This is a genomic window from Cloacibacterium sp. DMC96 (assembly GCF_056313765.1).
The window spans coordinates 44,612-69,227 of record NZ_JBQUZQ010000002.1 but is presented as its reverse complement, the minus strand read 5'-3'; the positions used below and the strand labels follow the sequence as shown (position 1 = coordinate 69,227).

The window sequence follows — 24,616 nt, the reverse complement described above, 5'->3', positions numbered from 1 at the left end:
TCTAAAATTTAAAATTTCATAAATGGACATTTACGATTTATTAGGAAAAATAGACCACACCGAAGACGAAGACAAAGTATCTTATTCTGCAGGTGTAATTTTGGCGATGAGCCTTAGAGATATGGGTTTTGAAGAAGTAAAATATGAAGATTTCATTGATGGGATGAAAACTATTTTTGATAAGACTACTCCCAAAATCTCTCCCAAAAAAGCAATAGATATTTTCAACAATTATGTGCTTTTGTTACGTGGGGAAATGTTGCAAAAAAATGCTGAAGAAGGACAAAAATTTCTTGAAAAAAACAGAGAAAATCCTAAAATTACAGAACTAGAAAATGGTTTGCAGTACGAGATTTTAGTAGAAGGAAATGGTGCAGTTCCAAATATTACCGATGAGGTAGAGGTAGAATATGAAGGATATTTGCTAGATAAGCAGGTTTTTGATTCTACTAAAGATGTAGGTGCGCAAGTTTTTAGAATTTCAGAAATGATAGAAGGATGGAAAGAAGTGTTGACTAAAATGCAAGAAGGTTCTCGTTGGAAAGTGTATATTCCGCCACATTTAGCTTACGGAGAAAACGGAGCGCCACCAATGATTCAACCGAATGCTACTTTGGTTTTTGTTATCGAGTTGAATAAAATTGTGAAGTAAATGAGATTTTTATTTCTAATATTTTTGACTTTTATTTCTTGTTCTTCTGAAAACAATGAAATGATTCAAGTTTTGTCTTTTAAAAACTGTAAGGTTTCTTATCCTCAATTTTCAAAAGGAGAAAAAGTACTTTATGAAGGACATTCAATTTCAAACGAATGGTATTTTGAATCAGCAAAAAGAGAATTAGCCAGTTGTCTTTGCGAAAAATATCTTCAAAATCCTGATAAAGATACCAAAGTGAAAATTTTAGAAATTTTCAAGGCAAAAGAAGAATATTTTTCAAAATCTTATCCAAATAATTTACCTTTTGATAGTATTTTGAAGCATAGAAAAGAGATTTTTGAATATGAAATTTTAATTGACTAAAATCATGTAAAATAATTTATTCACTATCTGGAATTTAATTATTTTAGTAACAATAATTTTTAAGAAAGTAACACGATGGCGCAGGTAAGATTTGGAGTCAGTTTAGACGAAGAAGTTTTGAAAGAATTAGACCAATTCGTTCTAGACAATCATTTGCCAAACCGTTCACAAGCGATTCGACACTTGGTAGAAAACCGAATTGTAGAAAAGAAATGGAAAGAAAATGATGTGGTTTCTGGTGCTATTGTGTTGCTTTTTGATCATCACAAAGGTGATTTAGGTGTAAAGATGAATGATATTCAGCATGAATTTTACAAAGAAATTCTTTCAGCACAACATTTTCATCTAGACCATGATAATTGCTTAGAAATTATTGCAGTTAAAGGAAACGCAAATCGTTTAACAGATTTAGCCAATAAATTAATTGGTTTAAAAGGGATTATTCATGGGAAATTGGTAACCAATAAAATGATATAAACTAACCCTTTCAGAGTTTCAAACTCTGAAAGGGTTTTTAATTTGCAAAAAGTAACACGAAAATATAAAAAAGTAATACGGTATGAGGTTAAAAATCTTTCTTTTTTTATTAATTTTAATTTCAATTAATGAATTTTTTGCACAAAATTTAAAAGGAATTTATGTTTTAAATGAAATTACAAAAAAGCCAATTTCATCAGTATTAATAAGTGATTTTAATGATGGTTTTCAAGAATTTTCTGACGAAAATGGTTTTGTGAGTCTTCAAAATTTCAATTCAGAAAATCAAAAAATTTACGTGTCTGGAATTGGTTATGAGAAAGAAGAGTTTAACTTAGATTCCATTAAAAAAGAAAAAGATTTTAGCTACATTTTTCTCAACCCAAAAGTGGTAAGTATTGCAGAAGTTCAATTGAAAAATTCTGTAAAAAATAATATTTTTCAAACCATTTCAGACTTAGATATTCATCTTCGTCCGATTAATAATTCGCAAGAAATTTTGCGTTCTGTTCCAGGGCTTTTCATCGGTCAACACGCTGGAGGCGGAAAAGCGGAGCAGCTTTTTATTCGCGGTTTTGATGTAGATCACGGAACGGATGTAAGCCTTTCTGTGGACGGAATTCCCGTGAATATGGTTTCTCACGCTCACGGACAAGGTTATGCAGATTTGCATTTCGTGATTCCTGAATTTATTGATAAAGTAAATTTTGATAAAGGCCCTTATTTTGCGGAAAAAGGAAATTTTACCACCGCAGGTTTTGTAGATTTTAAAACCAAAGATTTTCTAGAAAATAATTTTGCTAAGTTAGAATTGGGGCAGTTCAAAACCTATCGTGGAGTTTTGGGTTTAAACCTTTTGAAAAACAATAAAGAGATAAAAGACCATAGCTTATTTTTAGCTACAGAAGCTTATTTTACAGATGGATATTTTGAGAGTCCTCAAGATTTTAATCGTTTTAATGGAATGCTGAAGTATCACGGAAAATTGAACGATAATAATTTCTTAACCGCTTATTTTTCTGGACTTTCCAGTAAATGGAACGCTTCGGGACAAATACCTGATAGAGCGGTAGATGATGGGACAGTTGACTGGTTTGGTGCAATTGATGACAATGAAGGTGGCAAAACTTCACGTTATAATTTCACTGCCAACTTGAAATCTTATCTTAATAATGGAGGAAAATTCACCAATCAGATTTTTTATTCTAAATATCAATTTGAGTTGTATTCTAATTTTACATTTTTCTTAAATGACCCAATTAACGGCGACCAAATTCGCCAAAAAGAAGATAGAAATTTGTATGGTTTTAATTCTACTTACGAAAAATCCACAAAAATTTTTGGTCTGAAATCTGAAACTTTTGCGGGAATACAATTGCGTTATGATGATGTAAATGATTTAGAGCTTTCCAGAACCAAAGACAGAACCATCACTACAGAAGCATTAAAGCTTGGTGATGTAGATGAAATGAATTTCGGTGCTTTTTGGAGTCAAAAAATTGCTTTAAATCAAAATTTTGATATTACGCCTTCTATCAGATTTGATTATTTTGATAATCAGTATAATGACAAACTTCTTCAGCAAAAACTAAAATCAAATTCCAATATTTTCAGTCCAAAATTAAGAATGAATTATCGTTTCAATGAAAATGTGCAATTGTATTCTTACTTTGGGAAAGGATTTCATAGCAATGACACCAGGGTTGCAGTTTTAGAAAATGGCAAGAAAGTTTTGCCACCTGCTTTGGGAGCTGATTTTGGTGGAGTTTTTAAAATTGGCAAAAAACTCATTCTTCAATCGGCGGTTTGGTATCTTTGGTTAGACCAAGAGTTTGTTTATGTAGGAGATGAAGCGGTAGTAGAAGAAGGCGGAAAAACCGAAAGAATGGGAATTGACATCACTGCTCGCTACGAAATTTACCAAAATTGGTTTGCAGATTTTAATTTAAGTATAGCGAAACCGAGAAGTTTAAATGTTCCTGCTGATGAAAATTTAATTCCTCTAGCTCCGAAATTAGTAAGTACAGGTGGAATTACCTACAGAAAAGAAACGGGTTTCAACGGAAGTTTGCGTTACCGATTAATGGGAGATAGACCTGCAAATGAAGATAATTCTGTGGTGGCAAAAGGATACTTTGTTTGGGATGGAACGGTAAATTATACCACAAAAAAATGGGAATTGGGAGTTTCTGTTCAGAACATTTTTAATGTGAAATGGAAAGAAACCCAATTTGATACAGAAAGTAGATTATATAATGAAAGTCAACCTATTTCAGAGATTCATTTTACGCCAGGAACTCCGTTTTTTGGTAAATTGAGTTTTACTTATTTCTTTTAGAAATGAGTATATTTGGTTTTATAAATTTTGAAAACTAATGACACAGCAAAACGCTTTACAAATTTTTGAATCCAAAAAAATTCGCACTATTTGGGATGATGAACAAGAAAAATGGTATTTTTCTATTGTAGATGTAATAGAAGTTTTGACGGAATCTCCAAATGCTAGAAAGTATTGGAGTGTTCTAAAAACTCGACTTAAAAAAGAAGGAAGTGAGTTGGCTACAAATTGTAGTCAACTGAAAATGCAATCTTCGGATGGTAAATTTTATAAAACCGATGTTACTGATACCGAACAACTTTTCCGTTTAATTCAGTCTATTCCATCGCCAAAAGCAGAACCCTTTAAACTTTGGTTGGCGAAAATCGCTAATGAAAGATTAGATGAAATGCAAAATCCTGAGCTCACCGTAGAACGTGCTATGCAAGAATATTTGCAATTAGGATATTCTGAAAATTGGATTAATCAAAGATTAAAAAGTATTGAAATTCGTAAAGAATTAACAGATGAATGGAAGAAGCGAGGAATGAAAGAAGGACTTCAATTTGCTGTTTTAACGGATATTATTACCAAAACTTGGTCAGGAAAATCAACCAAAGAATATAAAAAGTTGAAAGATTTAAAAAAGGAAAATCTTCGTGATCATATGACGAATACAGAATTGATTTTGAATATGTTAGCGGAAGCGTCCACGAAAGATATTTCTCAGTCATTTAATCCACAAAATTTTGAAGAAAATGTAGAGGTTGCCAAAAAAGGCGGTGATGTTGCAAAAGTAGCAAGAGAAAAATTAGAAGAATCTACAGGCAAAAAAGTAGTAACTTCTCAAAATGCAAAAGCTCTTTTAAATAAGAATAAACCACCAAAAAATCTTGAATCTTAAATCTTGACTTAAAATGAAATTTCTCACAGAATACCGCAATCCAGAACTCGTTAAGTTTTATTTAAACGAAATCGAAAAAATCATCACAAAACCTTGGAATATCATGGAAATTTGTGGCGGACAAACCCATTCTTTAGTAAAAAATGGTTTGCTAGAACTGCTTCCAGACAAAGTGAGAATGATTCATGGTCCTGGTTGTCCAGTTTGTGTTACCCCGATTTCGTTGATTGATAAAGCAGTAGCTTTAATGGAAAAAGGAGCTGTTTTATGTTCTTTTGGAGATATGGTAAGAGTTCCGGGTAGTAAAAAATCATTACTCCAGGCCAAAGCTGACGGTGGAGATTTAAGGATTCTATATTCTCCGTTAGAAGCCGTTCAAATTGCAGAGCAGAACCCTGATAAAGAAGTGGTATTCTTTGCAGTAGGTTTTGAAACTACAGCTCCAAGTAATGCTTTGAGCGTGGTTCATGCGCAAAAATTAGGCTTAAAGAATTTCTCGCTTTTGGTTTCTCATGTTTTGGTTCCGCCTGCAATGGAAGCCATTTTAGATGATGAATTTTGCAATATTGATGCGTTTTTAGGAGCTGGTCATGTTTGTACCATTATGGGAACTTCAGAATATTTTCCTTTGGCTGAAAAGTATAAAATCCCGATTGTGATTTCTGGATTTGAACCTGCAGATTTGCTTCAAGCCATTTATCACGCTGTTTTGCAACTCGAAAAAGGCGAACATAAAGTAGAAAATTGCTACGAACGTTTGGTAAAAGACGAAGGAAATATTCCTGCTCAAAAAGTGGTCAACGAAATTTTTGAAATTGGAACTCAAGAATGGCGAGGAATTGGCGAAATCCCAAATTCTGGTTTAGTCATGAAAGAAAAGTACAAAGATTTTGATGCTTCTAAAAAATTTGACATTGAAAATTTAGAAAAAAAAGAAGAAAATCTTTGTATTGCTGGTGAAATCCTGAAAGGCATTAAAAAACCAGTGGAATGTCCGCATTTTGGGAAACTTTGCAATCCTGGGAATCCTTTAGGAGCGCCAATGGTTTCTTCAGAGGGAGCTTGTGCAGCGTATTATCATTACAGTTAATAGAAGCGAGATTCAAGAAGTGAGATTTCAGATTTTTCTTTAAAAAATTACATCTCATTTAATGATTATCTCATATCTAAAGTCTCATATCTCAAATCTTAAAAAATGTTTAAAATATTTCTTACCATCTATTCAGGTTTAGAACACGCTTTTGAAGCCGACCATTTATTGGCGGTGAACACACTTGTTTCTCACCGCGAAAATCTGAAACAATCCATGAAAGATGGAATTTATTGGGGAATTGGGCATACCGCAACTATTTTTTTCGTTGGGATTTTAATGATTGGGTTTAAGTTTCAAATTGGGGAAGAAGTTTTTAAAAATTTTGAAGCAGGAGTAGGTGTTATGCTTATTATTTTGGGACTTTACAGAGTTTTTAAACTCTATTTTCCGAAAGAACATACCCATACTCATAACACTTCTAGAGCAGCTTTCGGTGTGGGATTAATTCACGGTTTGGCTGGAAGTGGCGCATTGGTTGTTTTGGTGATTTCTCAAATGAAAACACCTTTAGAAGGATTGATGTACATTCTTATTTTCGGGTTAGGCTCTATTTTCGGGATGTTTTTAGCAGCCTACTTGTTCAGTATTCCTTACACTAAAAGTCTCTTGAAATCTAAAAAATTACAGGCTAGTTTGGTGATTATTTCCTCTATACTTTGTATTGTTTACGGCGGAAAAGTGGTAGTTGAAAATTTAGGGTTGCTTTAATATTTAGAGTAAAAAATGTTTCGGCAAATTATGCAACAACTCCGTATTGATAATTTCCGCACAGATCGTTGGTTTTTCCCAATGTCCGTTGTGTCCGCAATCGAGAACATAAGTTTTGATGTTGGTCTTTTCAGGGATGATTTTGAGAAGATTTTCGGTTTTTACAGCATTGTCATATTTCCCTGCAATAATGAGAATTTTGGCATCTAAATTTTCTAAAATTTCAGTTCGGTCTGGTCTTTCTGCCATTCCTAATTGAGCAGCTTTTACGCCTTCTTTATCAGTAGATTTTGCGATGTTTTTCGCCAATTCTATTTTGCCTTCTAAAATATCTTTTTCATTATTGCTAAAAAGATTGGGGATAGAAGTTTTGACGAAAGTTTCAAAATTTTCATCAATTACTGCAATGCTTCTTCTTCGGATTTGCTTTTTCTCTTCATCATCTGCAACTGTAGTGGAGAAAAATAAAGTCATGCTTTCTAAAATTTCAGGAAATTTTTCAGCAAAAGCCAGAGAAACATAACCTCCCAAAGAATGTCCCAGCAAATTGATTTTCTCTAATTTTAGAGCATCAATTACTTCTTTTACTTTTTCTGCCATCAATTCTACGGTGTGAATTTCTTGATAAACTTTAGATTTTCCATGTCCAGGTAAATCTATTTTAATCAAAGTGAAATCTTTAGAAAGATGAGCTTCCATTTCGTCCCAGATGGTCGTGTTTTCCATAAAACCATGAAGTAAAACCAATGGTTTTTTGCCGTTTCCTGAAATTTCGTGATGTAGCATAATTTTTAATTTTTTAGATGAGAGATGCGAGATACGAGATTAAAGATTTCAAATTTTTTAACTTTTATCTTTGCCTTTACCTTTACCTTTGTCTTAACCTTAACCTTAACCTCAATTTATTTCCAAATATCGATGTAATCTACAAAACCTTGAGCGTTTATTTTCTGTTGAAGTCTAAAGAAATCTCCTTTTCCTTCATCTCTGAATGTATTGCTGTTGCTCTTAGATTCCGTTTTACCATTGATGGTTTGTGTGATTTTTCCGTAAAAATTGATGTGTTTTGGCGATACTCTGTCCGCTTTTCCATCAATGATGAGTATGTTTTTCCCAGATTTTGCATTTCCTTTTACTTCGTAACCATCACTCATGATTTTTGTAAAATTCACGGTTCCAGTTAATGAAACGCCATCATCAGATACGAAAGTAAGTTTATGTTTTCCGCTTAAATCGCCAAAATTATTTTTGTTGTTCAATGCTCTGATGCTGTCATTGTATTTCATTCTCACCGCATTGATGGAATCAATAATCTTCGTGCTGTCTATATCTTTAGCATTATTTTCTCCGGTTTTGTTGCACGAGAAAGCGATTAGAATCAAAGGAATAAAAAATAGTTTTTTCATGGTTATCTAATTAATTTGTATTGTTTGAATACAAATTTAAACCAAACTTTTTATTCTTTCAATACTTACTTTAAAAATTCTAAAACAGCGTAAAGTGAAATACTAGAAATAAAAATCCAAAGGATAATTCCTAAAAGAAGAGGCTTAACACCTATATTTTTGAGATTTTGTAAAGATAATCCTGCTCCAATTAAGAAAAGAGCAACCTTGAGTGTATCTCTAGAAATTTCAGAAATGATAGTATTGAAATTTTGTAAAAAAGGAAGATAAGTTCCTGCTAAAATCGCTAAAACAAAGAAACCAATGAAATAAGGAATCTTAATTTTCCCTTCACTTTTGGTGAAAATAGAAATAAGAAAAGCCAACGGAATAATCCATAAAGCTCTTGCTAATTTTACGGTGGTGGCAATTTGTAATGCTTCGTTACCGTATTTACTTGCAGCGCCAACTACAGAACTTGTATCATGAATAGCGATAGCGCTCCAAATTCCAAACTGATTTTGAGTTAAATTAAAAAAATGACCAATTTCTGGGAAAATAAACAGCGCAACAGCATTTAAAACAAAGACAATTCCTAAAGCTACAGAAGTTTGTTTGCTATTGGCTTTTAAAATGGGTGCAACTGCTGCGATGGCGCTTCCTCCACAGATTGCGGTTCCTGCGGAAATGAGTTGAGCAATGGTTTTGTTAATTTTTAAAATTTTGGCTAAAAATAAACCAAAAATCATGACCAAAGCAATCGTAGAAACGGTAAAAAGAAAACCTTGACTTCCTGCTTCTATTGCGGTGTTCAGATTAATCCCGAAACCTAATCCTACAATAGAATATTGCAATAATTTCTTGACAAAACTATCTGTCTCTAGAACTTTTCCGAAAATATTCACAAAAAGAATCCCGAATAATAAAGCAATTGGCGGAGAAATTAGGGGTGAAAAAGATAAAACAGCGAGTGCTAAAAAGAGGAGTTGAAGAAGTAATTTTTTTTGGAGCATGTTCTTTCTGAATTATCGAACGCGAAATTATTCAAAACCAAAATTTGCTATTGTAACTTTTGTTACATAAGAACTCTCGCTAATGAAATAGTTTTGTAAAAAATAGAAAAAAATGAAAAAGTTAATATCAATATTGAGCTTTGGAGCTTTAGTTATTATAGGAACACAGTGTTCTTCTCCTAAACCAGCAGAAAGTAATGCTCAAACTGAAGCCCAAAAAGAAGTTTCGATTAAAGAACAAGTTGCAAACGGAGCATTTTTAGTAGATGTAAGAACGCCACAAGAATTTGCAGAAGGAAGTGTAAAAGGAGCCGTGAATATTCCGCTTGATGAAGTAGAAAGTAGATTGAATGAATTCAAAGGAAAACCATCTGTAATTGTTTTTTGTAGAACAGGAAACAGAAGCAGCCAAGCAAAAGCGATTCTAGAATATAACGGAATAAAAAATGTAACCAACGGAATCAATACCAAAACGGTAAACGAAGAATTAGCTAAATAAAATGTTCTAAAGAATTTAATTATAAAAAAAAGCTTTCAAAATTTTGAAAGCTTTCTTTTTTATCCATGAAATGATGATTCTATTTATTTTTCTTATAAAACTCGATTCCACATTCTAAGAATTTTTTGAAATCTTCTTTCGGCATATAACCAGAAACAGGAGTGTTAATCACTTTTCCTTCTGGAGTTACCAAAACGTAATGCGGTTGAGAATTATTATTAAAATTCACTTGTTGGAACATACTCCATTTATCACCAATGGTTTTAATACGTTTCATTTGTCCGTTTCCTAAATCTACTTTGGTTTGTTCAGTTTCTGGCAATTCTTCTTTGTCGTCTACATAAAGAGAAGCGAGAATGACTTCGTTTTGTAAAGTTGGCAGAATATCAGGTTCGCTCCACACAAATTCTTCCATTTTTCTACAGTTTTCGCAACCATAACCTGTGAAATCTATTAAAACGGGTTTGTTTTCTTTCTTTGCCAATGCTATCGCTTTGAAATAATCATGTTCTGGATGCATTCCTAGAATTCCGTCTTTTTCATCATGAAGATAGCTCACATTAATTGGAGGCAAAATTCCTGAAAGCATCTGTAGTTTTGGTCTTTCTGCAGGAACTAATCCTTGAACTAAATATACTAAAAATCCAATTCCTAAAACTCCAAAGATTTTTCGGGTAACAGAAATTTTTTGGTTTTTATCATCGTGCGGAAATCTAATTTTTCCAAATAAATAAAGCACTAAACCGATGGTAATGATAATCCAAATCGCGATGAAAAGCTCACGTTTTAGGTAGAATGTTTTGGATACCAAATCTGCTTTGGATAAGAATTTTAAGGCCAAAGCTAATTCTACAAAACCGAGAACTACTTTTACAGTATTCATCCAGCCGCCAGATTTTGGCAAACTTTGTAATGCTTGTGGAAATAATGCCAACAATCCGAAAACTATTGCCCAGCTTAAACCAAATCCTGCTAAAGCGAAGGTTAATAGCATCGGAACGTTTGCAGAACCTGTAACAGCGCTTCCTAATAAACTTCCTAAAATTGGTCCAGTACATGAGAATGAAACAATTACCAAGGTTAAAGCCATAAAGAAAATCCCGATGATTCCTCCTGCTTCTTCTGCTTTTGAAGATTTATTGGCGATAGAACTTGGCAAAGTAATATCATAATATCCGAAGAAACTTCCTGCGAAGAATAAGAATATCAAGAAAAATGCAATATTTAAGCTAACTGATGTAGAAATTTGATTAAAAATATTTCCCGCAATTCCATCAATAATATGAAACGGAACGCTCAATAAAACGAAGATTAAAAGAATGAAAAATCCGTAAATAAATGCGTCTCTTTTTCCTTTTGCTTTGTCTTTTTGCCCTTTGGTAAAGAATGAAACCGTTAATGGAATCATTGGGAAAACGCAAGGCGTTAACAAAGCGATTAATCCGCCCAAAAATCCTAAAAATAAATAAGTGAGGTAGTTTTCAGATTTTTTTTCTTTTGCTACGCCGCAGTCTGTTAAAGGATTTTCGAAATCTAATGAAGAAACCTTTAATCCTTCTTGTCGAGGAGCAATTTCTGTGTTTTCAGTTGTTACAGGAATAGTAGACGCTACAGATTTGGTAGAGTCTGTATTCTGTACATCTTCTATGTTGTCCTCAGTTTTTACAACTGCTGAACTTGCTATTGTTTTTTCAAATTCTAAAGATTCAGGAGCTAGACAAACTCTGTCATCACAAGTTTGATAGGTAAATTCTGCGATTACATTGGCTGGTTTTTCTGGATTTTTGAGTTTGAATTTTTGCTTGATCGTCACATTTCCAGATAAGAAAATCAAATCTGTACCAAAAGCTTCAGAAAATTCGGTTTTTCTACTGCCTGTTTCTACAGGTTTTCCAATCAGTTGAATGTCTTTAGAATTCAGTTTTAGTTCTGTGGGAATCGCTCCAGATTCTGGGTCGATATCTTTAGAGTAAATATGCCAACCTTTGTCAATATTAGCGGTAATTACGGCTTCGTATTCGTTATTTGGTAGTGATTTTACATCGTATTTTATCGTGACGTGTTTCTGAATTTGCGCAGAGAACAATGAGGTAACAGCGATAAAAAGTAAAAGCAAAAACTTCTTCATTATTTAATTTTTAGAGGTACAAAAATATAAAATTGTAGGTCTTAAAAAGATATAAATAGTCTGATTTAACTTATTTTAAGACTTATTTAAAAACAAAATTTATTTCAAAATAGTATTTTATCTTTTTTTACAGATAATTTCCTTCTTTTTTATGGAAATCTCATAGGTGCTGCTTCGGAAAAATTTACCGTTTTCAGCATTCATGATTTTTTCAATCTCAATGCCTGTGAAACCAATTTTTCTAATGATTTCAATGATGAGAACTTTCGGTTTTTGGAATAAAATTTCTTTGTTCAAAGTAAATCCTTCTTCATTTTCTTCCATTAAAATTTCTTGAAAGGTCATTTCGATTTCGTTTTGATAAAAATCGTTAACCGAACTTAAGTAAGACAGACTTTCCCCGAATTGTTCTAGAAACTGTGGAAAAATTTCCAGAATTTTTGGGGTGAGTTGATTTCGGATTTTATTTCTAAGATAATCGTTTTTTTCATTGGATTTATCTTCTCTGAAATCGATGTGGTTTTCTTCTGCAAAAGCATAAATTTCTGCTTTGGTAAATTTCAGAAGCGGACGAAGAATGCTGTTTTCATTTTTAGGAATTCCGCTTAATCCTTTAATTCCAGAACCACGAGAAAGATTGATGAAAAACGTTTCTAACTCATCATTGAGATGGTGTGCTGTAACAACATAATCCAGATTTTCTTGCTCTAAAATTTTAAAAAAGAAATCATATCTCAATTCTCTCGCCCAATTTTGAAGGGATTTCATTTGAGTTTTTTCTTCTTCGGAAACATCTTTTAGATGAAATTTGATGTCATTTTTTTTGCAAAAATCTTCTACAATTTTTTGATCAAGATTAGAATCTTCTCCTCGGAAATGATAGTTTACATGAGCTACTTGAAACTCTAGACCTTTGTCATTTTGAGCGGATTCTAAAAATCTAAACAAGTGCGAAAGCACCATAGAATCTGCACCACCCGAAACAGCCAAAAGAAATTTTTTAGAAAAAATATCTTCTCCTAAAACTTCTAAATTTTCCTTAAAATTGTTAAAATCTAACAAAACTGCCTATTTTTAGGCAAATATAATTCTTCTTGTGGAATGATTTTTGTAATTTTGGTAACAATAATTTTAAAAAGATAAAAGCTTTATGAAAATTTTAAAAATTTTTGCTGTTGGAGCAATCGCACTTACGCTTACTTCATGTGTGAGCAAAAAGCAATATGATGCATTAAATCTTAATTACAAACAATGTATTGAGAATGCAGGAGAGAGACAAAGACAAATTCAAGATTTACAAGCAGCAAATGCAGGTTTGACCAGTGAAAACAACTTATTAAGAGACCAAAACGGTGCACTTAAATCTTCACTAGACGCTTGTTTGTCAAACGCAGGAAAAGGTTCTGCTAATATTGATAAATTAATCGGAGAGATTAATGCTTCTAACTCTTACATTAAGCGTTTGATTTCTACCAATTCTAAAAATGACAGTTTAAATTTAGCTTTATCTAATAAATTAAAAAGAAGTTTAGATAATGTAGCAGATGCAGATGTAGACGTAAAAGTTTTAAAAGGAGTAGTGATGATTTCACTTTCTGACAAAATGCTTTACAAAACAGGAGATTACAACATTTTACCAGCTGCTCAAGAAGTTCTAGGAAAAGTGGCTAAAGTGATTAATGATTATGATACTTACAGCGTTCTTATCGAAGGAAATACAGATAACGTTCCTTTAGCAAGTGCTAATTTACCAAAAGACAACTGGGATTTATCAGCGCTTAGAGCTACTTCTGTTGCGAAAATTTTACAAACACAATTTGGCGTAAATCCTAATAGAATTACAGCAGGTGGTAGAAGTGAGTACAATCCTAAAACGACCAATGCTTCAGTTTCTGGACGTGCAGAAAACCGTAGAACAGAAATCATTATCATGCCTAAGCTAGATGAATTCATGAAACTAATGGACATCGCTCCAGTAAAAAAATAGAATCTTAGATTCATTATTTAAAAACCTCGAATTTTTTTCGAGGTTTTTTTATTTTGGTGAATTTGGATTTAAAATCTTTAAATTTGTAAAAAATCATCACATCAATCCATGAGTTATTTCGAAGAATTGCATCCAGAAATGGATAGATATTTAGAAGATACCGCTTCTGCAGAACCAGAAATTTTGAAAAGATTGCGCAAAGAAACTTTTCAGAAAACTACACAACCACACATGATTTCGGGATATCTTCAAGGTAGATTTCTTTCTTTGATTTCAAAAATGATTTCACCGAAAAATATTCTGGAAATTGGTACTTTTACCGGTTATGCAGCGCTTTGTTTGGCTGAAGGCTTGCAGAGAGACGGGAAATTGACCACGCTAGACGTAAATGAAGATTTGGCTTATTTGCCTCAAAAATATTTTGCCCAAAGTGAATTTGCTTCTCAAATAGACTTTAAATTACAAGATGCTAAAGAATTTTTGAAAAATTCTAGTGAAACTTTTGACTTGATTTTCATTGATGCGGACAAAGAAAACTATCCCGAATATTTACAATTGGTGAAACCCAGAATGAAGTCGGGAAGTGTTTTGATGATAGACAATGTACTTTGGTATGGAAAAGTGCTCGATGAAAAGGGAAATAAGCAAACCGAACAGATAAAACTCGTGAATAAATTAGTTGCCGAAGATGCAGATTTTGAAAATGTAATTTTACCTTTGCGAGACGGAATTCATTTAGTTCGTAAGATATAAGAGTTATGGAAAAATACTACTGCAGCGTATCTGTTTCACCAATAAGAACAGAAGTTTCAGAGCAGTCTGAAATGAGTTCTCAAATTTTATATGGTGAAACCTGCGAAATTTTAGAAACGGAAGGGAATTTCAGTAAAATCAAAATGGATTTTGATGGCTATGAAGGTTGGATAAATACTTCGGTTTTGAAGAAACAAAACGCTGAAATTTCTAAAAATTTGGTGACGCAGTCTTTTGGTGAATTTAATTTGCCAGAAGGTAAAAGCTTGCTTTCCATAGGAAGTGAAGTCGGTTTTGCAACAGATAATGTTGTTGATACAAATAACCTGCGAGAAAGTTTAGTTGCAACTGCCAAAAAATTCTTGAATGTTCCTTTTTTATGGGGAGGAAGAAGCTTTTTTGGGATAGATGATAGCGGATTTGTGCAGTTATTATACAAAGTTCACGGAATTGCTTTACCGAGAGATCCAGAACAACAAGCTCTGCAAGGAACAGCTCGTGATTTTGTAGAAGAAAGCGAAGCGGGAGATTTGGCGTTTTTTGAAGATTCCGAAGGAAAAATTATTCATGTGGGTTTGGTGTTATCGCCTTTTGAAATCATTCATGTAAGCGGAAAAGTGAGAATAGATTCTCTAGATTTTTCTGGAATTTATAATGCAGAACAAAATAAGCATACGCACAAATTGAGGTTTGTGAAAACTTTTCTTTAATTGAATATTAATGATTATTTCTAAACAAAATTCTGAACATTATTTTTGGGGAGAACAATGTGATTCTTGGATTTTTCACAATTCTGAAAATTTAGTGGTGAAAAATGAATTAATGCCACCGAAAACTTCGGAGAAATTTCATTTTCATGAGTTTGCTCAACAGTTTTTCTGCATTTTAAAAGGAGAAGCTACGTTTTATGTGGAAGGAGAAAAATTTATAGTAAAATCTGGAGAAGGAATTGCCATAGAACCAAAAAAGAAACATTATATTGCTAATGAAACTATAGAAAATTTAGAATTTTTGGTAATTTCTAATCCTTCAACTAATGAAGATAGGATTTTAGTTTAAACAAACAGCATTTGAAAACACTCTACAACATATCCATCTTTCATCTTGAATTGGCGTTCAAGGTTTTGTCGTGGTTCAATGACAAGATTAAACGTGGTTTAGAAGGCAGGAAGAAATCTTTGGAAATTGTAAAATCTAACATTTCTAAAGATGACAAAGTCTTGTGGATGCATGCTGCAAGTTTGGGAGAATACGAACAAGGTTTGCCAGTTTTAGAAAAACTGAAAGAAAAATATCCCAATCATAAAGTTTTAATTACTTTTTTCTCACCTTCTGGTTATGAAAACGTGGTGAAAAAGAATAAAGAAGATATTTTGTGTTATCTTCCTTTTGATAAAAAATCTACGATTTCAGAGTTTGTAAAAGCGGTTCATCCTGAAATTTTCTTTACCGTAAAATACGATTTTTGGTATCATCTTTTAGAAGAATTAAAAAAGACAAATGCTAAAGTTTTTGTGATTTCAGCTTTGTTTTACGAAAATCAAGTCTATTTTAAGTCTTATGGAAAATGGTTTGTGAATGAACTGAAAAAAAATGTGGACTGGATTTTCCATCAAACCGAAAAATCTCTTTCTTTAGCTCAAAAAGTTGGTTTAACGAAAGGTTCGGTTTCTGGAGATACTCGTTTTGACAGAGTGAAACAAATCAAAAACCGAGATAATTCCGTGGAGTTGATTTCTGAATTTAAAGCCGATAAGAAACTGTTGGTTTTAGGCAGTTCTTGGGAAGCCGAAGAAAAAATGGCTCAAATTCTTTCTCAAAAATTAGAAAATTTTAAAATTCTCATTGCTCCACACGATTTGAAAAGAGTGCAAAATCTCAAACAAATCTCTCCACGAGCAATTCTCTACAGCGAAATAGCAAAATCGCAAAATCGTAAAACTGAAATTGAAACGACTTCACAACTTCACGATTTTACAACTTCACAAATACTCATCATAGACAGTATTGGCTTACTTTCCAAACTTTATTCTTACGCAGATATTGCAGTTGTAGGTGGTGGTTTTCACGATAAAGGACTTCACAATATTTTAGAAGCGGCAACTTTCGGCGTTCCTGTAATTTTTGGAAATCAATACAAGAAAAATCCAGAAGCAGATGCTTTAATTGCCCAAAATGGAGGGAAATCTTTTGATAACGAAGAATTGGCTGCTGATTTTGTCCTTGAATTGTCAAAAAATTCAAATCTGTTACAAGAAATGAGTGAAAACGCAGGAAATTTCGTTCATTCTCAACCGAATTCTTCGGAAATTATTCTAGAGAAAATTTTAGCATAATTTATTCTGAGCATAATACCTGATAACAATCATCTCGAAGCGATTTATAATCTTCATAATTTTGCAAAAAATTATCATGAAGAAAGTAATTGTAGGCGTTTTAATGTTGGTAGGCGCAATGTGGAGTTTTACAGGTTGTACTTCTAACCAAATTTCTCAAAAAGAAACCCAAATTCAAGAAAATCTTAATCCAAATCAAATTTTAGAAGTTTTAAAAACTGGAAATGAACATTTTGTACATCACAAAAATGCTTTTCCGCATTTAGATGAAGCCAGAATGAAGGAAGAAGTTTCTGGGCAACATCCTATCGCAACGGTTGTGAGCTGTTCTGATTCTAGAGTGCCTGTAGAATTGGTTTTTGACCGTGGAATTGGCGATTTGTTTGTGATAAGAACTGCAGGGAATTCATTAGATGATGATATGACGATGGGGAGCTTAGAGTATGCGGTGAATCATTTACACACTAAATTAATTATTGTAGTTGGTCACGAAAAATGTGGCGGAATTACGGCTGCAATTTCTCAACATAATGAAGGAAAAGAACCCAAAGAAATCTCTAATCTTATAGAAACACTCAGAAAAGGAGTGGAGCCTTTCGTAGGAAAATCTGAAAAATTAGATGACGCAATTCATTATAATGTAGACCAACAAATCCAGAAAATTCTTCAAAACCAAGAACTGAAAGATTTAATAGATAAAGGAGAACTGAAAGTAATTGGTGGTTATTACCATCTTAATGACGGCAAAGTAGATTTTCTTAATTAAAAAATTTAGAATATTTCTTAAATCCATTGAAGGCCCAATTGGCGGTATAATACAAAGACTTGAGCGTGGAAAAATTCATGTGTTCTTTGTAAACCAAATATTGGTCTTTCATGATATTGGTTTTATTTCGGGAAACACTTCCTTCTCGCATTCTGTATTTAGCCAAAGTCTTTTTTAGCGGTTTTCCGTAAGGAATTTTTTTGAGTAAATTGAGCCACATAACATGGTCTTCGCGTTTGCTTCCTTCTGGGAAATATTCTTTGCCCACTCTTTCAGAATCATACATGGAAGCAAGTAGAGAAAGTCTGCATGTTTTGAGCAAATTATCAAAAGTTACCTCAATGTCCGCTTCGAAATCTGCAATTTTAGGTTGTAAATTTTCATCACATCTTGCATAAGTGCAATACGCCAATTCTGCGTTTTCGGTTTGCATAAAAGAAATCATTTCTGATAAGAAATTGGGTTCCCAATAATCATCCGCGTCCAGAAAAGTAATGTATCTTCCCGTTGCTTTTTCGAGTGAAAGATTTCGAGCATGTCCCGCTCCTCCGTTTTTTTCGGCTTCTATTAAAATAATTCTAGAATCTTGTTGCTTTTTAATGATTTCTACAGAATTGTCTGTGGACTTGTCATCAGTAATAATCCATTCCCAATCTGTAAAATTTTGATGAAGAACAGATTGAATGGTTTCTTCTAAAAATTCAGAAGAATTATAACACGGCGTTATGATAGAGACTTGTGTCATGTTTTTGCAAATATACTTATTGTAATTAAAAAAAATCTATCTTTACATAAACTAAAGTCATGACCTATTTTTGGCGTTTATTTTTGTGGTCTGTTTTGTTTCTTACGCTTTTTTCGTGCAAAAGAGACTATGAATATGACGAAAACGCAAGCATTATCGGAAGTTGGAAACCTATAAAAGCTACCGCTTATAAAACCGTGGCAGGATTCACGGTTAGTCAGTCAGAAGACATGAATGCTTGTCAGCAACAATCAAAAATGACTTATCATTCAGACGGAACAGCAATCGAAATGAGATTTGATGATGCTACTGGAAACTGCGAAAAAACCTTAGAACGAAATTTTACCTATACTTTTAATTCAAGTCAAAGATCTCTTGTTCACACTTTTCAAGATGGAAGCGTGAAAAATGCAGAAGTAGTTTCTATTACCGCTCAAAAACTAATTGTAAAAGGAAAAAAGGAAATCAACGGAGAAATGTATGATGTAGAAGTAACTAATATTAAAATTAACCAGTAAATTAATAAAAAATGAAAAAACTAGTAATCGCCTTTTTAGGAATTTTCTTATTGTTAAATGTAGCTTGTAGCAGAGATGATAATGATACGGTTTCTATTGTGGGAACTTGGAATGTAAGTTCTGTAAAAATGAAAGGAACGCTAAGCTATAATGGTCAGTCTGCGGCAATCAATGAAGAAGCTCCTGCAGATGCGTGTTCGCAGAAATCTTCGATGGTTTTTAATGCAGACGGAACAGGTAGTGTAACTTCTTTTGCCAATAATAATGGAACTTGCGAGCAATTATTAAGCGAAACTTTTACCTACAAATTTGATGGAAACACAAAAGTTTTAACCATTACACAAGCTGGAACCACAGAAAGTGTTACCCTTTCTTTCAGTGGAAGCAATAAGTTTTCCTATGGAGAAACCTTGAATAATGTAAATTTTGGAGACTATTATCCACAGTATGATGGATTTTATTACACGGGAACAATTTCAACTGTTTTTGTAAAAAAATAGAGCTTTTAAAAATAAATTTAAAGTCCTCATCTTTTAAGGTGGGGATTTTTCTTTTAAAAATCATAAATTTGTAAATTCTTAGAAATCAAGTTTAACAATACTTTAAAATATTACAGCGTGTTTTACGATCACAAGCAGATAGAGCAAAAATGGCAGAAGTTTTGGGAAGAAAACCAAACTTATAAAACTGAAAATAATTCTACAAAACCTAAATTCTACGTTTTAGATATGTTTCCTTATCCTTCAGGAGCGGGTTTACACGTAGGTCACCCTCTGGGTTATATCGCCTCGGATATTTATGCAAGGTTCAAGAGACATCAAGGTTTTAACGTTTTGCACCCTATCGGTTATGATTCTTTCGGTTTGCCAGCAGAACAATATGCGATTCAAACTGGGCAACATCCTGCGATTACTACAGAGCAAAATATTAGCAGATACGAAGAGCAGTTGCGCAAAATTGGTTTCTCTTTCGATTGGAGTAGAGAAGTCAGAACTTCTGATGCTTCTTATTACAAATGGACGCAATGGATTTTTATAGAATTGTTTCACTCTTGGTACAATAAAACTTCTGATAAAGCAGAATCTATCCAAACTTTGGTAGAACATTTTTCAAAATTCGGGACAGAAAATTTAAATGCAGTTCAGAATGATGAATTAAATTTCTCTGCAGAAGAATGGAATGCTGCTGATGAAAACAAAAAACAAGATATTTTACTCAATTACAGATTGGCTTATAGAGCAGAAACTACTGTAAACTGGTGTCCAGCTTTGGGAACGGTTTTAGCCAATGATGAGGTAAAAGATGGGAAATCTGAACGTGGCGGTTATCCTGTTTTTCAGAAAAAAATGATGCAGTGGAGCATGAGAATCACTGCGTATTCTGAAAGATTGTTGCAAGGTTTACAAAAACTAGATTGGCCACAACCATTGAAGGATTCTCAAGAATATTGGATTGGCAAATCTCAAGGTGCAGCTGTAAAATTCAATGTTTCTGGAATAGATGAGCAGATTGAAGTTTTCACCACTCGTCCTGATACTATTTTTGGGGCAACTTTTATGGTTTTAGCACCAGAAAATCCTTTGGTTTCAACATTAACAACGGCAGAACAAAAATCTGAAGTTGAAAACTATATAGAAGAGACTTCTAAAAAAACAGAACGTGATAGAATGGCAGACGTGAAAAACGTTTCCGGAGCGTTCACAGGAAGTTTTGCAATCAATCCTTTCACTGGAAAAAATATCCCGATTTATATTTCAGATTACGTTTTGATGGGTTACGGAACGGGTGCTGTAATGGCGGTTCCTGCGCATGATGAACGTGATCACCGTTTCGCTAAAAAATTCGGTTTAGAAATCATTAATGTGATTGAAAACGATTTTGATATTCAAGAAGAATCTTATGATTCTAAAGATTCAGTTTGTGTAAATTCTGAATTTTTAAACGGACTGAATTATAACGAAGCGAAAGCAAAAATTATTTCAGAAATCGAAAAAATGGGAATCGGTCACGGAACTACTAATTATAGACAGCGTGATGCGATTTTCTCTCGTCAAAGATATTGGGGGGAACCAGTTCCTGTGTACTATAAAGAAGAAATGCCTTATACTTTACCAGTTTCTGCGTTGCCTTTAGAATTGCCAGAAGTAGAGAAATATTTACCAACAGAAGACGGCGATCCACCATTAGGAAACGCTAAAAATTTCGCTTGGGACGAAGCTAACCAAAAAGTAGTGGCTGTAGATTTAATTGATGAAAAAACGGTTTTCCCGATCGAACTTTCTACAATGCCAGGTTGGGCAGGAAGTTCTTGGTATTTCTTGAGATACATGGATCCGAAAAATGATGGAGAATTCTGTGCAAAAGATTTATCAGATTATTGGGGACAAGTAGATTTATATATTGGAGGAAGCGAACATGCAACAGGTCACTTGTTGTATTCTAGATTTTGGAATATGTTCTTGAAAGACAGAGGTTACATTAACCAGGATGAGCCTTTCCAAAAATTGATAAATCAAGGGATGATTTTGGGAATGAGTGCGTTTGTTTATGGTTTTGGAGTTGGAATTGGGAATTTGAATGTTGAAAATCAAATTACAAAGCCTAAAAGATATATTATTCCTAAAGAGTCTTATTTGAAAGCTGTTGAAGGCAATTATGACGAAATAGTTTTAGGAATTGTTGAAAAAGAATTGGATTTTAATAGAAAGTTAGGTCATTTTGATTGTAATTGGGATAAGGAACTAACTGCTCTGATTCCAATTCATGTTGATGTTTCTTTATTAAAAGGTACAACTGACGAATTAGATGTTGAAGCTTTTAAAAATTGGCGTCCAGATTTTAATGATATGGAATTTGTATTAAACAATGAAGGGAAATATATCTGCGGTCGCGAAGTAGAAAAAATGTCAAAATCAAAATATAACGTTGTAAATCCAGATGATATTGCAGAGGAATACGGCGCAGATTGCTTGCGTTTGTACGAAATGTTCCTTGGACCTTTAGAGCAATCAAAACCTTGGAATACACAAGGTTTAAGCGGCGTTTATGGATTTTTGAAAAAATTCTATAACCTTTATTTTGATGGAGATGCTTTCTCAGTTTCAGATGAAGAGCCAACCAAAACGGAATTAAAAGTGCTGCATACTTTGATTAAGAAATTTACGTTTGATATTCAGAATTTTTCATTCAATACATCGGTTTCACAGTTTATGATTGCTGTAAACGAATTGCAAAAAATGAAGTGTAATAAAAGAGCAATTTTAGAACCTTTAGCGGTTATTATTTCGCCTTATGCGCCACATATTTGCGAAGAATTGTGGGAAAAATTAGGTAAAAATACTTCTATAGAATTTGAGAAATTGCCAGAATTAAATGAAGCGTATTTGGTAGAAGATGAAATTAACTATCCGGTAAGTTTCAATGGTAAAATGAAGTTTACCTTGGCTTTAGCAGCGGATTTAGATGCTAAACAAATTGAAGAAATAGCGATGAGTAATGAAAAGGTTCAGGAAATTTTAGCGGGAGCAACTCCTAAAAAAATAATTATTGTGCCAAAGAAGATTATCAATATCGTTTTTTAAGGAATTGTTAAATATTTTTTAAAAATTTATAAAAATTTCTTTGAATATTTGAAAAAAAATAAGGCTAAAAATTTTGTAGTTTTTATGATTTTAACATCATGTGAAAATATCTCACAAAAAATATAAAATATATTGTTAAATCTGTAATCTACAATGGTTTTCGAGAAACAAGAAATTTATCATAGTTTGATTTTTTAACTTGCATTTTCCAATAAAATAGCTTTATTTTACAGCCTCAAAAAATTAACAATTATAATTTAGTTTAATATGGAAATGAATGTTTCAACACAAGAGGAGCAAGTAGTTGCTAAAAAAGTAGGAGGTCTTAATCCTGCAGTTGTTTTACCTATTCTATATGTTATAGCGTTAGGTATTTATATTTTTATTTTAGGTAATCCTGGTAACTTTAAGAACGAAGGGGTTACTGGTCTTTCAGTTGCTTTTTCTGATGTAGAGAATAAGGACTTACATCCAGATTCTTTCATGGGAATTATTTACATGGGTGGACCAATCGTTCACATCTTGATTTTATTCATGATTACTGTTATTGTTTTCGCTATTGAGCGTTTCTTCGTTCTTAGAAAAGCAGCAGGTACAGGTAACTTAGAAAACTTTGTAATTAAAGTTAGAAATTTACTTGACAAAAATAAAATTGATGAAGCAGTTGAAGAGTGTGATGCTCAAAAAGGTTCTGTAGGTAACGTAGTGAAAGAAGGTCTTACAACTTACAAAGCTTTAGCAAATGATACAACTCTTAACAAAGAGCAAAAAATGGTAGCGCTTACTAAATCAATTGAAGAAGCTACAACTTTAGAAATGCCAATGTTAGAAAAGAACATGATGATTCTTTCTACTCTAGGTACAGTAGCTACGTTAGTTGCACTATTAGGAACGGTAATCGGTATGATTAAGTCTTTCCAAGCTTTAGGTGCTGCTGGAGGTACTCCTGATGCTGCTGCATTATCAATCGGTATTTCTGAAGCACTTATCAACACTGCATTAGGTATTGGTACTTCAGCTATCGCTATTATTCTTTATAACTTCTTTACTTCTAAAATTGACGGACTTACATACAAAATCGACGAGATTGGTATGTCTATCCAACAATCTTTTGCAGAATTTAACTAATCAGTTAATTTTTGGCAAAAAAATTGCACTCTTTTTAAATGAAAGAATGCATAACTAGAAGTTTAATTTAATAAAAAATAATAAAATGGCGAGAGTCAAACCAAAAAGACACGGTGTTGTAACAGACATGACAGCAATGTGTGATGTTACTTTCTTGCTTCTTACATTCTTTATTATGACTACTCAGTTTAAAAAGCCTGATGTAGAGCAAATTAAACCGCCAACTTCTATTTCTGAAAAATTACTTCCAGATGGGAACTTAATGACAGTTAATGTTACTCCAGACGGTAAGTTTTATTTCGCAGCTGTTGAAAACTTTAAAGAAAGATCAGAGTTGCTAGACAAAATGGGAGCTAAATATGGTGTAAAATTTTCAGAAGAAGAAAAAGTAGCTTTCTTCAAAACTCCAGCAATTGGAGTTCCGATGAATCAGCTTAAGAGTTTTCTTAAAATGCCTGAAGATCAAAGAAAGTTTGTAAAAACTGCGGGAGTTCCATTAGACAGTACAAATAAGCAATTAATAGATTGGATTAGTAGCAGTCTTGAAATTAATCCACAATATAAATTGGCTATTAAAGGAGATGCAAACACTAATTACCCTAAAGTTAAAAATTTATTTGAAGGGCTTAGAGATATAGAGTATTATAAGTTTTGGTTAATTACTAGCCAGGAAACTAATAAATAGTAAAGAAATGGCAGAAGTACAAGTACAAGAAAAGAGCGAAAAGGGAGGCAAAGTCCGTTCCAAAAAGCAGAGTACTAAAGTTGACATGACACCAATGGTGGACCTTAACTTTTTGATGCTAATGTTTTTTATGTTTACTACTACATTTAGTAAACCTAATGTAATGGACCTAGGGTTACCAGCAAAACCAAAACCAGACGCAGTAAAACCACCACCAACTGAGATTGATTTATCTAACTCAATTTCGTTGATTATTGGTAAAAATAATAGAATTTTCTATCACCAGTTAGATCAAGCAGGTCTTAATGAACAGACATTACAAGAAACTACCTATGATAGAGAAGGGATTACAAAAGTAATCGAGCAAGCAAAACGTAATGCTAAAGATGTTACTAAATTTACAGTAATTATCAAGCCTACAGATGATGCAGTATATAAAAATTTCGTAGATATTTTAGATGAAATGGCGATTACTAACTCTCAACAATATGGTGTTACAGACATTAAGCCATGGGAAAAAGCTATCTACGATAAAAAAGTTGGAGGTTCTACACCGGCACCAGCTCAATAAT

At 33.0% G+C, this 24,616-nt stretch carries 26 protein-coding genes; 20 read left to right on the top strand and 6 right to left on the bottom strand.

The window, feature by feature from the left end:
- Positions 1-22 precede the first annotated feature (22 nt).
- The 7 genes from ACT53I_RS09120 to ACT53I_RS09090 all read left to right on the top strand — a co-directional run bounded on the left by ACT53I_RS09120 (position 23) and on the right by ACT53I_RS09090 (position 6,520).
- Positions 23-652 (top strand): FKBP-type peptidyl-prolyl cis-trans isomerase, encoded by a 630-nt coding sequence (locus ACT53I_RS09120; protein WP_476079431.1) that lies wholly within the window; start codon positions 23-25, stop codon positions 650-652.
- On the top strand, positions 653-1,021 hold the full coding sequence (locus tag ACT53I_RS09115; RefSeq protein WP_476079430.1) for a hypothetical protein: 369 nt from the start codon (positions 653-655) through the stop codon (positions 1,019-1,021).
- Positions 1,022-1,096: 75 nt separating this feature from the next.
- Positions 1,097-1,498 (top strand): nickel-responsive transcriptional regulator NikR, encoded by a 402-nt coding sequence (gene nikR, locus ACT53I_RS09110; protein WP_476079429.1) that lies wholly within the window; start codon positions 1,097-1,099, stop codon positions 1,496-1,498.
- An 82-nt stretch (positions 1,499-1,580) separates the two neighbouring features.
- Positions 1,581-3,836 carry a TonB-dependent receptor gene (locus tag ACT53I_RS09105; protein ID WP_476079428.1) on the top strand — a complete coding sequence of 752 codons (2,256 nt, stop codon included), beginning with the start codon at positions 1,581-1,583 and terminating at the stop codon, positions 3,834-3,836.
- Between the two features lie 37 nt (positions 3,837-3,873).
- Positions 3,874-4,719, top strand: a complete 846-nt coding sequence (locus tag ACT53I_RS09100; RefSeq protein WP_213189909.1) for a BRO-N domain-containing protein — start codon at positions 3,874-3,876, stop codon at positions 4,717-4,719.
- A gap of 13 nt (positions 4,720-4,732) precedes the next feature.
- On the top strand, positions 4,733-5,809 hold the full coding sequence (hypD, locus tag ACT53I_RS09095; RefSeq protein ID WP_476079427.1) for a hydrogenase formation protein HypD: 1,077 nt from the start codon (positions 4,733-4,735) through the stop codon (positions 5,807-5,809).
- 105 nt (positions 5,810-5,914) lie between these two features.
- Complete coding sequence (locus ACT53I_RS09090) at positions 5,915-6,520, top strand: HoxN/HupN/NixA family nickel/cobalt transporter (protein ID WP_476079426.1); 606 nt, start codon at positions 5,915-5,917, stop codon at positions 6,518-6,520.
- Positions 6,521-6,523: 3 nt separating this feature from the next.
- Here ACT53I_RS09090 and ACT53I_RS09085 read toward each other — a convergent pair whose 3' ends face one another.
- From ACT53I_RS09085 to ACT53I_RS09075, 3 genes are all read right to left on the bottom strand, one after another.
- Entirely contained in the window at positions 6,524-7,306 is a 783-nt protein-coding gene (locus ACT53I_RS09085) for an alpha/beta fold hydrolase (RefSeq protein ID WP_476079425.1), read from the bottom strand.
- A 116-nt stretch (positions 7,307-7,422) separates the two neighbouring features.
- Positions 7,423-7,926: a hypothetical protein gene (locus ACT53I_RS09080; RefSeq protein WP_476079424.1), complete on the bottom strand. Its 504-nt coding sequence runs from the start codon at positions 7,924-7,926 to the stop codon at positions 7,423-7,425.
- A gap of 65 nt (positions 7,927-7,991) precedes the next feature.
- Complete coding sequence (locus ACT53I_RS09075; RefSeq protein WP_476079423.1) at positions 7,992-8,918, bottom strand: YeiH family protein; 927 nt, start codon at positions 8,916-8,918, stop codon at positions 7,992-7,994.
- 112 nt (positions 8,919-9,030) lie between these two features.
- Here ACT53I_RS09075 and ACT53I_RS09070 point away from each other — a divergent pair, with 112 nt between their 5' ends.
- On the top strand, positions 9,031-9,417 hold the full coding sequence (locus ACT53I_RS09070; protein WP_104793933.1) for a rhodanese-like domain-containing protein: 387 nt from the start codon (positions 9,031-9,033) through the stop codon (positions 9,415-9,417).
- Positions 9,418-9,496: 79 nt separating this feature from the next.
- Here the strand turns inward: ACT53I_RS09070 and ACT53I_RS09065 are convergent, their stop codons facing one another.
- Together ACT53I_RS09065 and tilS are read right to left on the bottom strand one after the other, a co-directional pair.
- Entirely contained in the window at positions 9,497-11,545 is a 2,049-nt protein-coding gene (locus ACT53I_RS09065; RefSeq protein WP_476079422.1) for a protein-disulfide reductase DsbD family protein, read from the bottom strand.
- Positions 11,546-11,662: 117 nt separating this feature from the next.
- Positions 11,663-12,607, bottom strand: coding sequence for a tRNA lysidine(34) synthetase TilS (tilS, locus tag ACT53I_RS09060; protein WP_476079421.1), 945 nt, complete (start codon positions 12,605-12,607; stop codon positions 11,663-11,665).
- An 88-nt stretch (positions 12,608-12,695) separates the two neighbouring features.
- On the opposite strand from tilS, the gene ACT53I_RS09055 reads away from it, so the two are divergent.
- From ACT53I_RS09055 to ACT53I_RS09030, 6 genes are all read left to right on the top strand, one after another.
- The gene (locus tag ACT53I_RS09055; protein ID WP_371489380.1) at positions 12,696-13,532 is read left to right on the top strand and encodes an OmpA/MotB family protein; all 837 of its coding nucleotides are present in this window, start codon (positions 12,696-12,698) and stop codon (positions 13,530-13,532) included.
- A 108-nt stretch (positions 13,533-13,640) separates the two neighbouring features.
- Entirely contained in the window at positions 13,641-14,285 is a 645-nt protein-coding gene (locus tag ACT53I_RS09050) for an O-methyltransferase (protein ID WP_476079420.1), read from the top strand.
- Positions 14,286-14,290: 5 nt separating this feature from the next.
- A complete protein-coding gene (locus ACT53I_RS09045) occupies positions 14,291-14,995 on the top strand; it encodes a C40 family peptidase (protein WP_476079419.1) in 705 nt (234 codons plus the stop codon).
- A gap of 10 nt (positions 14,996-15,005) precedes the next feature.
- Complete coding sequence (locus ACT53I_RS09040) at positions 15,006-15,344, top strand: cupin domain-containing protein (RefSeq protein WP_476079418.1); 339 nt, start codon at positions 15,006-15,008, stop codon at positions 15,342-15,344.
- An 11-nt stretch (positions 15,345-15,355) separates the two neighbouring features.
- Entirely contained in the window at positions 15,356-16,621 is a 1,266-nt protein-coding gene (locus ACT53I_RS09035; protein WP_476079417.1) for a 3-deoxy-D-manno-octulosonic acid transferase, read from the top strand.
- 76 nt (positions 16,622-16,697) lie between these two features.
- Entirely contained in the window at positions 16,698-17,387 is a 690-nt protein-coding gene (locus ACT53I_RS09030; protein WP_476079416.1) for a carbonic anhydrase, read from the top strand.
- Here ACT53I_RS09030 and ACT53I_RS09025 read toward each other — a convergent pair.
- Positions 17,380-18,132 carry a glycosyltransferase family 2 protein gene (locus ACT53I_RS09025; RefSeq protein WP_476079415.1) on the bottom strand — a complete coding sequence of 251 codons (753 nt, stop codon included), beginning with the start codon at positions 18,130-18,132 and terminating at the stop codon, positions 17,380-17,382. The two genes, ACT53I_RS09030 and ACT53I_RS09025, sit on opposite strands and share 8 nt — an antisense overlap.
- Positions 18,133-18,191: 59 nt before the next feature.
- Between ACT53I_RS09025 and ACT53I_RS09020 the strand changes: the two genes are divergently transcribed.
- The 6 genes from ACT53I_RS09020 (at position 18,192) to ACT53I_RS08995 (ending at position 24,615) form a co-directional block, all read left to right on the top strand.
- The gene (locus tag ACT53I_RS09020) at positions 18,192-18,650 is read left to right on the top strand and encodes a lipocalin-like domain-containing protein (RefSeq protein ID WP_476079414.1); all 459 of its coding nucleotides are present in this window, start codon (positions 18,192-18,194) and stop codon (positions 18,648-18,650) included.
- Between the two features lie 11 nt (positions 18,651-18,661).
- Positions 18,662-19,150 carry a lipocalin-like domain-containing protein gene (locus tag ACT53I_RS09015; RefSeq protein WP_374449985.1) on the top strand — a complete coding sequence of 163 codons (489 nt, stop codon included), beginning with the start codon at positions 18,662-18,664 and terminating at the stop codon, positions 19,148-19,150.
- Positions 19,151-19,267: 117 nt separating this feature from the next.
- Entirely contained in the window at positions 19,268-22,231 is a 2,964-nt protein-coding gene (locus ACT53I_RS09010) for a leucine--tRNA ligase (protein WP_476079413.1), read from the top strand.
- Positions 22,232-22,498: 267 nt separating this feature from the next.
- The gene (locus ACT53I_RS09005) at positions 22,499-23,359 is read left to right on the top strand and encodes a MotA/TolQ/ExbB proton channel family protein (protein WP_104793944.1); all 861 of its coding nucleotides are present in this window, start codon (positions 22,499-22,501) and stop codon (positions 23,357-23,359) included.
- Positions 23,360-23,444: 85 nt separating this feature from the next.
- Positions 23,445-24,044 (top strand): ExbD/TolR family protein, encoded by a 600-nt coding sequence (locus ACT53I_RS09000; RefSeq protein WP_104793945.1) that lies wholly within the window; start codon positions 23,445-23,447, stop codon positions 24,042-24,044.
- A 7-nt stretch (positions 24,045-24,051) separates the two neighbouring features.
- Positions 24,052-24,615 carry an ExbD/TolR family protein gene (locus tag ACT53I_RS08995; protein ID WP_476079412.1) on the top strand — a complete coding sequence of 188 codons (564 nt, stop codon included), beginning with the start codon at positions 24,052-24,054 and terminating at the stop codon, positions 24,613-24,615.
- The last annotated feature ends 1 nt before the right edge of the window (position 24,616 follow it).

What these genes read in the sequence shown, in the direction of transcription:
- ACT53I_RS09055 (WP_371489380.1), top strand. Translation starts at nt 12,696, where the DNA reads ATGAAAATTTTAAAAATTTTTGCTGTTGGAGCAATCGCACTTACGCTT.
- ACT53I_RS09090 (WP_476079426.1), top strand. Translation starts at nt 5,915, where the DNA reads ATGTTTAAAATATTTCTTACCATCTATTCAGGTTTAGAACACGCTTTT.
- ACT53I_RS09105 (WP_476079428.1), top strand. Translation starts at nt 1,581, where the DNA reads ATGAGGTTAAAAATCTTTCTTTTTTTATTAATTTTAATTTCAATTAAT.
- ACT53I_RS09115 (WP_476079430.1), top strand. Translation starts at nt 653, where the DNA reads ATGAGATTTTTATTTCTAATATTTTTGACTTTTATTTCTTGTTCTTCT.
- ACT53I_RS09065 (WP_476079422.1), bottom strand. Translation starts at nt 11,545, where the DNA reads ATGAAGAAGTTTTTGCTTTTACTTTTTATCGCTGTTACCTCATTGTTC.
- ACT53I_RS09005 (WP_104793944.1), top strand. Translation starts at nt 22,499, where the DNA reads ATGGAAATGAATGTTTCAACACAAGAGGAGCAAGTAGTTGCTAAAAAA.
- ACT53I_RS09050 (WP_476079420.1), top strand. Translation starts at nt 13,641, where the DNA reads ATGAGTTATTTCGAAGAATTGCATCCAGAAATGGATAGATATTTAGAA.
- ACT53I_RS09040 (WP_476079418.1), top strand. Translation starts at nt 15,006, where the DNA reads ATGATTATTTCTAAACAAAATTCTGAACATTATTTTTGGGGAGAACAA.
- hypD (WP_476079427.1), top strand. Translation starts at nt 4,733, where the DNA reads ATGAAATTTCTCACAGAATACCGCAATCCAGAACTCGTTAAGTTTTAT.
- ACT53I_RS08995 (WP_476079412.1), top strand. Translation starts at nt 24,052, where the DNA reads ATGGCAGAAGTACAAGTACAAGAAAAGAGCGAAAAGGGAGGCAAAGTC.
- nikR (WP_476079429.1), top strand. Translation starts at nt 1,097, where the DNA reads ATGGCGCAGGTAAGATTTGGAGTCAGTTTAGACGAAGAAGTTTTGAAA.
- ACT53I_RS09030 (WP_476079416.1), top strand. Translation starts at nt 16,698, where the DNA reads ATGAAGAAAGTAATTGTAGGCGTTTTAATGTTGGTAGGCGCAATGTGG.
- ACT53I_RS09075 (WP_476079423.1), bottom strand. Translation starts at nt 8,918, where the DNA reads ATGCTCCAAAAAAAATTACTTCTTCAACTCCTCTTTTTAGCACTCGCT.
- ACT53I_RS09085 (WP_476079425.1), bottom strand. Translation starts at nt 7,306, where the DNA reads ATGCTACATCACGAAATTTCAGGAAACGGCAAAAAACCATTGGTTTTA.
- ACT53I_RS09000 (WP_104793945.1), top strand. Translation starts at nt 23,445, where the DNA reads ATGGCGAGAGTCAAACCAAAAAGACACGGTGTTGTAACAGACATGACA.
- ACT53I_RS09025 (WP_476079415.1), bottom strand. Translation starts at nt 18,132, where the DNA reads ATGACACAAGTCTCTATCATAACGCCGTGTTATAATTCTTCTGAATTT.
- ACT53I_RS09100 (WP_213189909.1), top strand. Translation starts at nt 3,874, where the DNA reads ATGACACAGCAAAACGCTTTACAAATTTTTGAATCCAAAAAAATTCGC.
- ACT53I_RS09015 (WP_374449985.1), top strand. Translation starts at nt 18,662, where the DNA reads ATGAAAAAACTAGTAATCGCCTTTTTAGGAATTTTCTTATTGTTAAAT.
- ACT53I_RS09045 (WP_476079419.1), top strand. Translation starts at nt 14,291, where the DNA reads ATGGAAAAATACTACTGCAGCGTATCTGTTTCACCAATAAGAACAGAA.
- ACT53I_RS09020 (WP_476079414.1), top strand. Translation starts at nt 18,192, where the DNA reads ATGACCTATTTTTGGCGTTTATTTTTGTGGTCTGTTTTGTTTCTTACG.
- ACT53I_RS09070 (WP_104793933.1), top strand. Translation starts at nt 9,031, where the DNA reads ATGAAAAAGTTAATATCAATATTGAGCTTTGGAGCTTTAGTTATTATA.
- ACT53I_RS09120 (WP_476079431.1), top strand. Translation starts at nt 23, where the DNA reads ATGGACATTTACGATTTATTAGGAAAAATAGACCACACCGAAGACGAA.
- ACT53I_RS09080 (WP_476079424.1), bottom strand. Translation starts at nt 7,926, where the DNA reads ATGAAAAAACTATTTTTTATTCCTTTGATTCTAATCGCTTTCTCGTGC.